Consider the following 14,026-nt stretch of genomic DNA (forward strand, 5'->3'; position numbering starts at 1 on the left):
TCACTTGGACTTCGAAAGGGGGTGGTCGTCAAAGTAGAAGTCGTACCAATCTCGCTCTCGCATTTTTTTACCTTTGGGCAAACCGGGGGGATCCAGTTCCAGGGTCCAGGTTTGCAAGGTTTCATGCAATTTGCCTGCCAGTTCCGGGTAGCTTTCGATCAGGTTGCGATGCTCGTGTTGGTCGCTTTCCAAATCGAAGAGGTAGCGTCGTCCGTCGCCAACGAAGATGTACTTCCATTTTCCTTGCCGAACCGCGGCTTGGTCCCAAAAGCGAAAGTACAACGTGCGAGTCGAGGGGATTTGAATGTCGTTCAGTCGCGGGATCAGGTTGATGCCATCGAAGGGTTCGCTTTCAGGGTCGAGCGTTCCACCAGCGAGTTGCAAGACACTGGGGGCGATGTCGAGGGTGCTGATAGGCCAGTTGTAGGTGATCGCGCTGGGCAGTTGGCTGGGCAGGCTCCAGATCATCGGCACGCGAATTCCGCCTTCGGAGAGCATGCCTTTTTCACCCACCCAGGGGTCATTGAGGGAGCCGTCCCATCCGCCAGCATCGCCATCAATGGGAGTGTCAACCTTGGTCATTTTAAGCGGTGCTCCGTTGTCGCTGGTCATGACGACCAAGGTGTTGTCCAGCAAACCGTGGGTCTTCAATTGGTCCACGATCCGTCCAACGCCGTCGTCGATCGCGGCGAGCATCGCGAGTGCATAACGCCGTCGTTTGGGCATCGATTGTGGGAACCGATCGAGGTACTCGTCGGTGGCTTCCAGCGGCGTGTGCGGTCCGTAGTAATTCAACTGCAAGTAAAACGGTTGGTCGTGATTGCGGTCGATGAAGTTCACCGCCGCATCGGATTGCACGTCAATGCGAAATCGTTCGTCACGGAGTTGCTTCATCTGTGGCAGCAACTCACCCGAGGCGAGATCAAAGTTGGTGCGATAGTTCGTCATGGCTCCCCAGTAGTATTCGTCGAAACCTTGCTGGGCTGGGGAATATGGTTGGATCTTTGGCCATGGGATTCGGACTTGTCGTCGCGGTTTGTCCGCCATCGCTGGCAATTCGCGGCGGATCCAGTCGACGCAGGTCACGTTGGGTTCCAAGTGCCATTTGCCGACGAAACCGGTGCGGTAGCCGAGTGGTTGCAAATGCTCAGCCATGGTCACGGCTTCGGTTGGCAAAGGCATGTCGGGGATGGTGTCGATCCCAAAACGTTGTTGGTAGCGTCCGGTGATCAAACCGGCCCGTGATGGACTGCACTGGGGCGAGGTGACGTAGGCGTTGGTGCAACGAACACCGCGGGCTGCTAGAGCATCGATGTGCGGTGTTTGAATGTCATCAACCACGTCTTGGCAACTCAGGTCAGCCCAGCCTTGGTCATCGGTGAGGATGATGACGACGTTGGGTTTGGTGGCGGGAATGACGGCTTGGGCGGTTCGGTCACCGACGCGAAAGTAGCCCAGTGGTTTGCCGGTGGCAGGTTCTCTGACCATCCACACCGCTCCAGGACGAGTGGACTGGGTTTGCGTTTGACCAGGTTGGATGGTGCCGTAGGGTTTGGGATTCGCTTCTTCATCCATCCAGCAAAGTTCGACGGGGTCGCGTTGCTGGTTGAGGAAGTGCACCGGGAATTTGTTCCCGGCGGGTTTGGACGGCGGGGCGGCACCGTCATCGATCGGGTGGAACGAGAGTTTCGCCAGTGACTTCACCGATGGTTCAATCCGTTTCGCAAACTCGGTCGGTGCGATGGATCGAAAGTGAGTGAGTTGCGAAATGGCGGTGGCCTGATTCGCGAGATTTTCCCACTCATAGGGATCGGCCTGGATGTCATACAGTTCTTCACTGCCGTCCGGGTAATGAACGTAACGATGAGTCCGCCCGCTGATCGCGTAACCGCCTGGTTGGGAGAGATACGTGACGGAATTTTGAGTCCAGTCCTGCGAATCCGGATCGTGAAGCAGAGGCAGGAGACTCGGCCCGTCGTTTTGCGGCCGCGAAGGCAATTCGCACAGATCGAGGAGCGTCGGGAACAGACTGAGAGTGTTCACCGGTGCATCGCAGACGACGCCGGAGGGTGTGCCCTCGGGCAGCGAGGGGCTGAGCGATTGAGGGACGCGAACCATCAAGGGTACGCGGGTGACCGCTCGCCATGGGGTGTACTTTTGCCAGTGTTCTTTCTCACCCAGTTGCCACCCGTGATCTGACCAGAGAACCACGATCGTGTTGTTCGCGTTGGGCCCGGATTCCAAGGCGTCCAGGACTCGACCGAGCATTGCATCGGCAAAGTGAATGGATGCGAGGTAGCCTTGAATGCCTTGCTTCCATTGGTCTTGTTCTTGAATGTGAGCGAAGTAGCGATTGCGAGCGGCGCGTTGACCCGCAGCGGGCACGTCGTCCAAATCGTTTTCAAGGTATCCCGGTGGTAGCTGGATGCTCTCGAGTGGAAATGGTTCGAAGTACTTTTGGGGCACAAACCAGGGTTCGTGAGGTCGGTAGATCCCGCAACCAAGGAAGAACGGTTGGTCATGTTCGGCGCGAAGTTGGTCGCCGATCCACTGGCTGACCGCCCAGTCACCACCGAACTCTTCATCGGTGACGTCGAGTGCGGCCCAGTCCGTTTCAACGTATTGCCACGGCCCGCCACGTTTCAAACTGACCGGGCGCTGGGTGGGGTAGAACGTTTGTGGCAATGGGTTTTCGGATTCGGCTTTGGGAAAGTACTCGTCCCACGAGTCCGCGTCGATGAAGTAGTGCAGCAGTTTGCCGGAGCCCGCGGCGTGATAGCCATGGTTGCGAAAGTACTGCGGCAAGATGACCTCGTCCGGCATGATCTCTCGCATCTGTTGGCGATTGTCATACAGCCCCGATTGATGAGGGGACCGGCCGGTGAAGACGGCAGAGCGACATGGGTTGCAAGCCGGTGCCGGGCAATGAGCGTTGGAGAACAGGATCCCACTGGCCGCCAGCCGATCCAAGTTGGGAGTGATCGTTTGCGGGTGCCCGCCCAAGCAACCGATCCAGTCATTCAGATCGTCCATCGCGATGAACAGAACGTTCGGTTTCGCGGGCGGTTGGGAGGATTCCGCGAAAGCATGTGGAAGGGCCAGCAGCATCCAAAGCAGCAAGGTCGACAGTGGGCGGTACATCATCGCGAATCTTTGTTGAGTGCGAGTGAGAACGGGCAGCGTGAGAACAGTTTCCGATTCGAACCGCAAAAGGGAACGCTATCCCGGAGGGCATCGATTTGATGCGTGACTCCTTTGAGCGTGCTCGTCTGCGTGGGCCGAAGGAAGGAGGCTTTGCGACGCATCTCCGGCAAGGACTTGCCTGGAAAGGTTCGCTCATCTGCCGGAGCAGCGCCGAAGCGGCTCGATCCGGCCTACCTGTTCAACGTCGATGATACAATGCGCGTGGCAGCGATGTTTCACCCCGATGACTGAGAGGGCACAAACGCCCGCTAGCGGTGGATTATGCTGCGTTCGGACGAAGTTTTATTTTTGCACGCGGCGCCGGGTGGTGTTGCCTGCGATTTGATAACTGCACTTTTGTATTTTGATTGCTCCATTGGATAGGCAAGTGATGAGACGTGATTTCCTGGCAGGTGTGATGTTGGCCGCAGCGACGGTTGGCCTGAGTGATTTCCAAGGTGGAGCGTTGTTGGCGCAAGAGTCCACCGCAACTGGAGCGACGACGGAATCGTCGGCGAAAATCCAGGTGGAACCTGGCGAGCAAACCGAGAACTTCTTTGCGATTCCAGAACCGGCGGAGGGGCGACCGAACAGGCTGCCATTCTTGCTGTACACGCCCAAGGACTATGAGGCAGGTCAACACGTGCCATTGTTGTTGTTCTTGCACGGGCTGGGCGAGAGTGGCGACGGGAACTTCCAACAGATCGCCGTGCATGGGCCACCCAAGCGAGTTGGAAAAGAGGGCAAAGAGATGCCGTTTGTGATCGTTTCACCGCAGAGTCCCAAGCCGGGGAAAGATCGCAAAGAGGTTGTCGAGTCTTGGAGGACCGATGAGTTGATGGCTCTTCTGGATCATGTCGAAGGACAACTCTCGATCGATACCCGTCGCGTGTACGTGTCCGGTTTGAGCATGGGTGGATTTGGGACATGGCGATTGGCAGCGACTCATCCCGAACGCTTTGCAGCGGCGATTCCCATTTGTGGTGGCGGAAAAACAGAATGGGCGGACAAGCTTGCCAAGATTCCTCTGTGGGTCTTTCATGGTGGCCAGGACACCGTGGTTGAACTCCACGAGAGCGAAGAGATGGTGACCGCGATCCAGCGTGCTGGCGGGGATGTGAAGCTGACGATCTATCCTGATGCGGGGCATGACAGTTGGACAGCAACGTATGCGAATCCTGAGGTCTACGCGTGGTTGCTGCGGCATCAGCTGGATCAATCGAGTCGAGCGTTTTGAGTTCGCAATCATTCAATTGTTTGTCGAGAAGAAGTCTCCCAGTCGTCCATTGGAGAGTGCACCGTGACAAGCTTTGGCCTGCTGTTAGCGTCATGTTTGTTTGCAACGGTGACGCCAAGCAGGTCGGCTGGAATGATCGGGCACAACCATGTGAGCCGTTTGGGCGTTCGCCCCGGTTGCGCGTGAAAACCGTGGCTAACGCCAACGGCTCACATACCCGATGACACCTGCGTACCTGCTTAGCCGATCGACCCAATGGGTTGTTGTTCTACATCGACGATCGGCGCCCGCAGACGAGAGACGATGGGCACTCGTCGATGCAAACGCCTCATTTTGGTGAGTTGGCGGGGAGGTTCTGGCGTTGATCCGCGTCTGATGATGAAATCGGTGTTTTGGTATAGTCCCGCAAGAACTTGTGGCGGATCACTGACGCTGGGCTCATCCTTTTCAACGCAACCAAAACGAAGTCACCCATGACAGACCGGCCTTCACGAAGCAACTCGGTGCAGGACGCCTGTTTGCTGATTCTGACCGCGATCGCTTTGACGGCGGCGGTGTACTGGTTGCGTTCGGTGTTGGTTCCCTTTGTGGTGGCGTTGTTCATCGTCAGCGGGATCACTCCGATTTTGGATTTCTTGCAGGCGCGTTTGAATGTGAATCGTGTGGTTGCCGCAGGCGTCACGTTTGTGTTGGCAATCGGCGGCACGTGTTTGGTCGGAATGAGCATTTGGTTGTCGATCGCTCAAATGTCCGAAGAGGGCAAGCTGTATCGGATGCGAGTGTCGGAGATCGTTTCGAACGCGGAAGGCTGGTTGCACGACAACGTTGCTGGTCGATTTGATTCCAAGGAAGTGATGGAGCGATCCGAAGCTGCGGTCGCCGACTTGGTGGAGGAAGCGGAGACGCCGGTTGTTTCGGCGAAGCCATCGGAACCTGATGAATTGCTCGCCAACGCAGCGGCGGATTTGCGGGCTCAGCTCGAGGACTTTTTGCGAAATGGTGTCGCGTCGTTGTCGAGCGAACTGTTCCAGCTGGGCTCAACCAGCATCGTGATCTTGATCTACGTCTTCTTTCTGCTGTTGGGTAACCTGAGTGGGTATGGTGAAAACTCGTTGGCGTACCAAGTCAATCGGCAGGTTCGTTCGTACTTGTTCGTGAAGACGATGATTTCGCTTGCAACCGGCATCGTGTTTGGAACGGCACTGTGGTTGTTCGGGGTGCCGATGGCACTGACGTTTGGATTGCTGGCTTTCTTGCTCAATTACATTCCCAACATCGGCCCAATCTTGGCCAGCATTCTGCCGCTGCCGTTCATCTTGCTGCATCCCGACGGTAGTTTGGCCTGGATGGTCAGTGCGATCGCGGTGACGTGCTCGATTCAGGTTGCCAGCGGCAATTTGGTGGAGCCGAAGTTGATGGGCAACTCGGCGGATCTGCACCCGGTGGTGATCCTGTTGGCGTTGATGTTTTGGGGGACGCTGTGGGGGATCACGGGGATGTTCCTGGCGACACCGATCACAGCCGCGATCAAGATTGTGCTGGACCGGATGGATGCCACGCGACCGGTCGCACAAGTGATGGCGGGACGGTTGGGACCACCTGCGAACGACAGCATGGTCGCCAATTGAACGGCGACCGGTGAGGGGGACGTGCTGGTTCCGATGCTCGACCCTCCCCTCGCTTCGCTCGACCTTCCCAGAGGGAGGGTGAAGTGAAACTGCACGTGTGGCATTTTGAATCGGAGCGGTTATCAATGGCGAAAGATTAGCTGTCGGACTTGCCAGCCATGCGTTCGGAGAGCGTTCGGAAGACGACGAAGAACGTGGGGACGAGCAGCAGTGCAAAGATGGTGGCGGCGATCATGCCTCCCACCACGGCGGTGCCGACAGCTTGTCGGCTGGCGGCCCCCGCACCGGAGGCGACCAGCAATGGCAGGAAGCCCAGGATCGACGAGAACGCTGTCATCAAGATGGCTCGGAACCGAAGCTTGGCAGCTTCCGTCGCGGCTTCTGTTGGAGATCGACCTGCGGAGCGCAGTTCACTGGCAAACTCCACGATCAGAATCGCGTTTTTGCTGGCCAATGCGACCAGCAGCACGATGCCAATTTGTGTGTAGGTGTTGTTATCGCTTCCTCGCAGCATCAATGACAACGCGACACCGAGTGCGGCGAGCGGCACGACAGCAATCACCGCCGCGGGGCTGGTCCAACTTTCGTACTGAGCGGCGAGGACCAAGAACACGAACAGAATCGCCAATCCGAAGATCAGGTACTGGCCACCGGAGGCCTGTTTTTCTTGGAACGACATCCCGGTCCATTCGTAGGAGAAGGACGCAGGCAGCGTTTGGTCCGCGGTCTGTTCCATCAACTCCAGAGCCGAGCCGGAGCTGACGCCAGGGGCGGCGGAGCCGTTGATCGCGGCGCTGGGGTACATGTTGTAGCGTCGCACGACATCGGGACCAAAGTCATCGCGGACAGTCACGATGGAACCCAGCGGAACCATGTTGCCGTTGTTGTCTCGAACGTCCAGTTGGGTGATGTCCGATGCCGTTCGACGGAAGGGAGCTTCGGCTTGCGCACGGACTTGGTACGAACGGTTGTTGAGCGTGAAGTCGTTGATGTAGGCCGACCCGAGGGAGGTCTGCAACGTTGAGAACACGGTGCTCAGGGGGATGTTCATCGTCTTCGCTTTTTCGCGATCCACATCCACATAAAGCTGAGGAACGGTGGCTCGGAAAGAAGTGTTCAACGCTGCCAAGCTGGACTGAGTCGAGGCGTTGGCAACCAATTCTTCCGTTGCATTTTGCAGGGGCAGGTAGCCGTTGCTGCCTCGGTCCTGGACTTCCATTTGGAATCCGCCCGCGGTTCCTAACCCATCGATGGGCGGAGGAGCGAACGTGAACAGCATGGCTCGTTGTTCGGTGGCAAATTCATTTTGCAGGTATTGTTGAATCGCAGCGATACTCTCGGTGGTGGCGTCCCGATCATCCCATGGTTTCAGGACCAACACCGAAAAGCCGACGTTCGGGCCACCACTGCCGCCCAGCAAGGAGTAACCGGTCACGGACAACCAACCTTGCACACCGGGAGTTTGGGAGTAGACCTCGTCCAAGTGTTTGATCACCGCATCGGTGCGTTCCTTGCTGGCCGCGTCGGGAAGTTGAACGTTGACGAACAGAACGCCTTGGTCTTCATCGGGGACGAAACCGGTTGGCAATTGCGTCAGCATCCAGCCGGTTGCCATTGTCAAGGCGATGGAGGCCACGGAGACGATCAATGTCAGGCGGACCAAGCGGGCGACCGCAGCACCGTAGATGGCAGTCGTGCGATCAAAGATTTGGTTGAACCAGCGGAAGCCAATGAATCGCGTTGCGGTGGCGGGGCGGAGGAAGATTCCGCACAGGGCAGGGCTGAGTGTCAACGCGTTGATCGTGCTGATGACAACGGCAGCGGAGATGGTCAAGGCAAATTGCCGAAACAACTCGCCGGTGATGCCGGGCATGAAGGCACAGGGCACAAAGACGGCCAGCAGCACCAAGGTGGTGGCGATCACGGGGCCAGTGATTTCGGACATGGCTTTGACCGCCGCATCGCGGCTGGACAGACCATTGGCGACGTGTCGCGAAACGTTTTCGACCACCACGATGGCATCGTCCACCACGATCCCAATGGCCAGCACGATGCCGAACAACGACAGCATGTTCAGTGAGAATCCGATGCCTGCCATGATGGCGAAGGTGCCGATCAGCGACACGGGGATCGCGGCGACGGGAACAATCGTGGCACGCCAGTCTTGTAGGAAGATGAAGATGACAAGGACAACCAATGCGATCGCCGTTGCCAGAGTTTTGTAGACTTCACTGATGGAGGCGTTGACGAATTCGGTGGCGTCATAGGCGATCTGGTACTCGACGTCATCGGGCCAGTTGGACGCCGATGAAAGCTCGTCCATTTTGACGTGGATCGCTTCAGCGGTTTCCAACGCGTTGGCGCCGGGAAGTTGGTAGATCGCGATGGTGGCCGCAGCGTCGCCGGAAAAGGAGCTGGAGTACGTGTAGGCTTCGGAACCAAGCTCGACGCGGGCAAGATCGCCCAGTCGCAGGACTTCACCATTGTCGCCGGTGCGGACGATGATGTTCCGGAATTGTTCGACGCTGGAAAAGCGACCTTGCGTGTTGACGGAAAACTGAAACGAGGTGCCGGATTGTGCAGGGGGAGCGCCAATTTGTCCTGCCGCGACTTGAACGTTTTGTTCCGCGATGGCCGCGACAACATCTTCGGTGGTGAGTCCACGTTGTTTCAGCAGACGTGGGTCCAACCAGACTCGCATGCTGTAATCGCCATCGCCAAAGGATTGGACGTCGCCGACCCCTTTGATGCGGCTGATTTCGTCTCGAATGTCGAGCGAGAAGTTGCTCAGAAACAATCCGTCATGGGTGCCACCAGGGGATGTCAGCGCGATGAACTGCAGCGTTTGGGTGGAACGTTTTTTTGTCGTGATGCCTTGTTGCCGGACCTCCTGTGGCAGGCTGGCTTCGGCGCTGCCGACCAGGTTTTGAACCAGCACCGACGCGATGTCCAAATCCATGCCCAGCTCGAAGGTGACCGTGAGCGTGTAGAGGCCTTCGTTGGTGCTGGTGGAAGACATGTAGATCATGCCTTCGACGCCGTTGACCGCTTGCTCGATGGGAGCAGCCACGGTTTCGGCGACGGTCCGAGCGTTCGCGCCGGGATAGACGGCGGTGACCTGGACCGTGGGCGGTGTGATCGGCGGGAACTTTTCGATCGGCAGGCCGAAGAACGAAACCGCGCCGGCGATCACGATCACGATGGAAATCACCGTGGCAAAGATCGGACGGTAGATGAAAAACTTTGACATGGATCAGTCCGCGGTGGATGAATCGGAGGCGGGTTCATCGTCGGTCGGATTGACCGTGGGGGCTGGTTCAGCAGCGGCTCCCGGGGTGGCGGTTCCGGCGTTGGAATCGATCGCGGCTTGCAGCATGGGACTGCCTTGAGTCGACAGTTCAGTTGGTTTGGGAGAGACCTTGCTTCCCGGTCGGGCTCGCTGCAGACCTTCCAGCACGAAGGTGTCGTCGGCGGACAGTCCCTCTTTGATCAATGCCCAGCCATCGAGTGTTTGGCCGACCATGATCTCGCGTTGCTCAATTTGGTTCTCGGAGTCCACCAGCATCACGTACGATCCCGTTTGATTTCGAACGATGGCACGTTCCGGAATCAAAATGGCGTTTTCGACTTCGCGAACTGGCAACCGGATGATCACGAACATTCCCGGCAGCAACTTGCCGTCTTCGTTGTCGAAGTCAGCACGCAGTCCGAAGGTTCCCGTTTTTTGGTCGATGCCACGCTGGTCGACGTAGTCCAGTTTTCCTGACAGCCATTGCCCGGAGTCCCCGTCGCGTTGCAGGTAGACCGGGATCTTCGACCAGTCCTCGGGGGAGTCGGCAGGTTCTTCTGTTTCTGGTCGAGCTTCGACGAGTTCCAGCAGTTTGCGATCGCTGATACTGAAGTTAGCGAAGATCTTTCGTTGGTCCACGATCGTCGCCAGGGTGCTACCGACTTGGACCAGGTTGCCGAGTTTGACTTGCGTTTTGGAGACACGGCCCTCGATGGGAGCACGCACCACGGTGTACTTCAGATCCAATTCCGCTTGGGCCAGTTGAGCTTGAGCTTGCAACAGCTTGGCTTTATCGGCTTCGATGTTGGCCTCCGCGGCTTTGGATTGGGCCATCGCAGAATCACGAGCTGCCACGGCCGCATCGAAGGTGGCTTGTGATCCGGCGTTGGACGCTTTCAAACGTTGTTCGCGTTTGAGATCGTTTTCAGCTTTTTGGACGGAGGCGAGCGCGGATGCCAGCGCCGCTTCACTGACTTGGATGGCAGCCTTGGCAGCTTCCACCGAAGCAGCGGCGGCATTGCGATTGGCTTGATAGGTGTCCGGTTCGATTCGGTAAAGCTCCTGATCCTCACTGACAAATTGTCCGGGTTCAAAGGAAAGCTCTTCCACGAATCCGCCGACGCGGGCGCGAACATCCGCCTGTTCCACCGCTTCGGTTTCACCATTTTCTTCGATGAAAATGGTGAGGCTTTGTTGAACGGGGTTGGCCGTCGTCACGTCGGGAGGTGGCGGCGCTTGGTACTCGTTGGCTGCGGGGGTGCAAGCGGTCAGGGCCAGCAAGCACAGCGGGGCCAACAACAGGGACGCCAGCGAGCAAAGGCCATTTGTCTGACGAGCAGCAATGCTGCCCCGAGCAAACATCCGGTGGGCTGGTGGGGGGGGGATTTTGTTCATGCGTCAAAAGGGGACCGCGTGATGAACCATTGCAAAGAAAGGGAGCGGCATGTGCCGGGACCGTTCCTATTAAGAACTGGGAAAACCTCACGAAACGATGTGAAATCGACTTCGCGGCGGGATCCTCGTAGCATCCTACACGACGGGGAATGAACGTCCTACGCGAGAATGTCTCCGTCAGAGAGATCTCACATTACAATTTGTGACCCGCTTTCCCCGTCTCCACGATCCATCTGCATGATTCCTACGCTCCAATCTGAAACGCACCGCTGGCGGGGACGCCCTCGCCACGGGGAGTTGTTGCTTGCTCTCGTTTCCCTGCTTTTCGTGCAATCCTGTTTGTCGCCCGAGAATATGATTCATCGAGTGGCTCTCAACGCGCTGTTCTTTCTGGTGGTCCTTTCCGCGATTCGTTCGCTGACCGGGTCGGCGGTGCGAATGTGGGGCACGCTGCTGGCTGGGGGTGTGGCCTACGTGACCTCCTGGGCCAATGAAATCACCGGAACGATGGGGTTGGCGATCGTCAGTGATGCGTGCTTTGCTCTGGTGTTTGTGATCCTGATTTATGCAGTCGGCGAGAACGTGTTTGGTGAGGGGCCGATTGATGCCAGTCGAATCATTGGAGCGGTGTCGATCTACTTTTTGCTCGGGCTGCTTTGGGCTTTTCTCTACACGTTGGCAGAACTCATTCAGCCAGGATCCTTTTTGTTTCCAGTTGCGAACACGGAATCCATTCAGAACACTCGGTTGATCAGCGAGTTCATTTACTTCAGCAACGTGACACTGACAACGCTTGGGTACGGTGACGTGGTGCCGCTGTCCCGGCCCGCGAAAATGTTGGCGGTGTTGCAAGCCATGTTGGGACAGCTCTACGTGGCGATCGTGATCGCACGCATGGTCGGGCTTCAGGTGTCACAACGGTCAAGCGATTCGGTCGGCTGAGGAGACGGAGGGTTGCTGGAATCAAATCGAGACATCATCGATTGGTTGCAGGATCGCTGGCGTGTCGGTGTCACCAAGCATTTGCCGGGCATCGATTTCGATGTTTCGGCACAAGGTCAGCATCGGAGTGCACGAGGGCGTGTCAGCGAACGGTGTTTCGAGCACCTTGGCGACCTTCTCCATTGCCAGAAAGACAATGGAGACCGGAACGGTGAACGCGATCAGTCCCAACGCAGGCATTTCCAATAGCGCAAACGGCAAAATGATGATGAATGCAAACACGAGATAATGAATCAGCATCGCGTACATCGGCGGGAACGGTGTGTTGCGAATGCGTTCGCAACCACCCATGTGATCCGTCAGGCGACGAAGGCTGCGGTCAAGTTCCAAGGCTTGCCATCGATCCAGTGCTTCGGACTGGCGGAGTTGTTGCAGGTCGTTGGCTTGTTGCAGAAGAATTTGGTTCGTTGCGTTGCGGCAGTGGCGATACGTTTCCAGTTCGGTGGACGCGATCCATTCGTTGGGGATTGAGAGCCCATCTTCGTCTCGCAACGACATGGCCAGTGCGTGGCACCAGTGAATGTGTCGATTGACGATGCGGCGTATCGTGGTGCTGTTTTCACCCGTGGACGTCGAAGGTTTGGTGAAGCTGATCAATTGTCGGACGAAGGTCCTGGAGTCATTCGTGATACGCCCCCACAAAATCCGAGCTTCCCACCACCGCGAATAGCTGGAATTGGTTCGGAATGCGAGCACGATGCCAAGGAATGTGCCAGGAAATGTGGCGACACCAGGTGGCAGTTCGTATGCATCCAGGGGCATCCAGTAGTCCACCGCGGAAATCAAAAGCGAATAGACCATCGAGAAGGTGGCCACCGGCCAAAGTGTTCGAGTCAAGCGACCCCAAGGGATGCGTGGGCGAATTAGCAAGGCATCAAATCAGCAGAAGGGAGAATGGGTTGGGCGAAGTCAGTTGGAGTCGGAGGAGGTTGGGTCGGTGGCGCGGCGAGTCGTCAGGGCGTACATCGTTCCGCCGACCAAAAACGTGAGACCCGTTGCGATCAGTTGCTTGGGATCATGAGAGGTCATGATGCCTGCCGAAAGGATCGTCGCGACGACATAAAAGGCTGGTGCGAGCAGCCAGGATTTCGGAGCCGCCTGGGGTGAGTTGCGGATCGAAGGCAGGAACAAGCAGCAGACCGAACAGGCGGCGGACAATGACAATGTCAATCCGAGATACGACAGCAAACCTTGCAGGTCCGAGATCAAAACGAGAGTGACGGCCACCACGATCTGAACCACGGTCGCGGCAAACGGTGCCTCGCCGCGAAACCGCATCCAGGCAGGCAGCATGCCATCGTCCGCCATTTTCGCGTACACGCGGGGTGCCGCCATCATCATGCTCAACACCGAGGTCAGCAAACACAGAGCAATGGTCCAGCGAACGAAGTGTGCGAAACCATTGCCGCCCAGGCTGGCCGCTGCGATGGCCGCCACGTCGGGCTTGCCAACGATGCTTTGCAGGGGAGGTGCAAACACAAAGACGGCATTGAGGCAGAGGTACAGAATGGTCGTGGCCAAGGTTCCAACGACCAGAGCGCGGGGGACGACTCGCTTGGCATCGATCACTTCATCGGCCACATAGACCGCCGCATTGAATCCTGAATAGCTCAGCGAGATCCAAACCAGACTTCCTGCGAAGGCGGTCCAGTGCGACCACGGGGTGGCATCGGGCGATGTTGGCAGTGGTGGACTGCTGGCGACCAAGTCTCCGCTGAACCACTGGTAAGCGGCGAACACTAGAATTGTTCCCAAGAGAACCAGTTTGACGCTGACGGCGATGTTCTGGGTGGCTGCTCCGATGCGAGGGTGCAAGCCATGGAAAAATCCGGCCAAGACAATCGCCATGATGGTGACGATTCCTGCGGGCATCCACTCAGGACGCAAGTGTTCGGGAAGCAGGTAGCCTTCCAGTGCCGTCGCCGCGAAAGCGATTGCGCCGGAGAACCCCGCGATCAAAGAAACCCAGCCGGCGATGTAGCCGAGCAACGGGTGCGCCGCCCGAGAGAGAAACAAGTATTCGCCGCCGGATTGCGGCATCACCCGGATCAGCATCGCGTAGCTGATGGCCCCCGTGACAGCGATCACGCCGCCCGCCAACCACGCCCAGAGGACTCGTTCAGGAGATCCCAAGTCGGCCAGTGAATACCCGGACGTTGTGAACACGCCAGCGCCGATCATGTTGGCGATGACCAGGAACGTGAGGGTCCAAAATCCGTATTTGCCGCTCAAACGACTGCTTTCGTGGTGATGGTTCCGAGCTCGATTCGATCCCGGCGGAAGCGGAGGAAC

General features: G+C 57.5%; 9 protein-coding genes. 4 read left to right on the plus strand and 5 right to left on the minus strand.

From position 1 onward, the window contains the following. Window positions 1-3,144: a sulfatase-like hydrolase/transferase gene (locus PSR62_RS04515; RefSeq protein WP_274406625.1), complete on the minus strand. Its 3,144-nt coding sequence runs from the start codon at window positions 3,142-3,144 to the stop codon at window positions 1-3. Between the two features lie 150 nt (window positions 3,145-3,294). Here PSR62_RS04515 and PSR62_RS04520 point away from each other — a divergent pair, with 150 nt between their 5' ends. From PSR62_RS04520 to PSR62_RS04530, 3 genes are all read left to right on the plus strand, one after another. After that, on the plus strand, window positions 3,295-3,435 hold the full coding sequence (locus PSR62_RS04520) for a hypothetical protein (protein WP_274406626.1): 141 nt from the start codon (window positions 3,295-3,297) through the stop codon (window positions 3,433-3,435). Between the two features lie 139 nt (window positions 3,436-3,574). Next, window positions 3,575-4,420, plus strand: a complete 846-nt coding sequence (locus PSR62_RS04525; protein ID WP_274406627.1) for an alpha/beta fold hydrolase — start codon at window positions 3,575-3,577, stop codon at window positions 4,418-4,420. A gap of 473 nt (window positions 4,421-4,893) precedes the next feature. After that, window positions 4,894-6,048: an AI-2E family transporter gene (locus PSR62_RS04530; protein ID WP_274406628.1), complete on the plus strand. Its 1,155-nt coding sequence runs from the start codon at window positions 4,894-4,896 to the stop codon at window positions 6,046-6,048. Window positions 6,049-6,184: 136 nt separating this feature from the next. Here PSR62_RS04530 and PSR62_RS04535 read toward each other — a convergent pair whose 3' ends face one another. Both PSR62_RS04535 and PSR62_RS04540 read right to left on the minus strand, forming a co-directional pair. Beyond that, entirely contained in the window at window positions 6,185-9,298 is a 3,114-nt protein-coding gene (locus PSR62_RS04535; RefSeq protein ID WP_274406629.1) for an efflux RND transporter permease subunit, read from the minus strand. A 3-nt stretch (window positions 9,299-9,301) separates the two neighbouring features. Further along, the gene (locus tag PSR62_RS04540; RefSeq protein WP_274406630.1) at window positions 9,302-10,732 is read right to left on the minus strand and encodes an efflux RND transporter periplasmic adaptor subunit; all 1,431 of its coding nucleotides are present in this window, start codon (window positions 10,730-10,732) and stop codon (window positions 9,302-9,304) included. A gap of 237 nt (window positions 10,733-10,969) precedes the next feature. Here PSR62_RS04540 and PSR62_RS04545 point away from each other — a divergent pair, with 237 nt between their 5' ends. Then, window positions 10,970-11,674 (plus strand): potassium channel family protein, encoded by a 705-nt coding sequence (locus PSR62_RS04545; protein ID WP_274406631.1) that lies wholly within the window; start codon window positions 10,970-10,972, stop codon window positions 11,672-11,674. A 21-nt stretch (window positions 11,675-11,695) separates the two neighbouring features. Here the strand turns inward: PSR62_RS04545 and PSR62_RS04550 are convergent, their stop codons facing one another. Together PSR62_RS04550 and PSR62_RS04555 are read right to left on the minus strand one after the other, a co-directional pair. Continuing rightward, complete coding sequence (locus PSR62_RS04550) at window positions 11,696-12,571, minus strand: bestrophin family protein (protein WP_274406632.1); 876 nt, start codon at window positions 12,569-12,571, stop codon at window positions 11,696-11,698. A gap of 72 nt (window positions 12,572-12,643) precedes the next feature. After that, on the minus strand, window positions 12,644-13,966 hold the full coding sequence (locus PSR62_RS04555) for an APC family permease (protein ID WP_274406633.1): 1,323 nt from the start codon (window positions 13,964-13,966) through the stop codon (window positions 12,644-12,646). Window positions 13,967-14,026: the final 60 nt, after the last annotated feature.

This window comes from Rhodopirellula sp. P2 (genome assembly GCF_028768465.1).
In the GTDB taxonomy this organism is placed as follows: Bacteria; Planctomycetota; Planctomycetia; order Pirellulales; family Pirellulaceae; genus Rhodopirellula.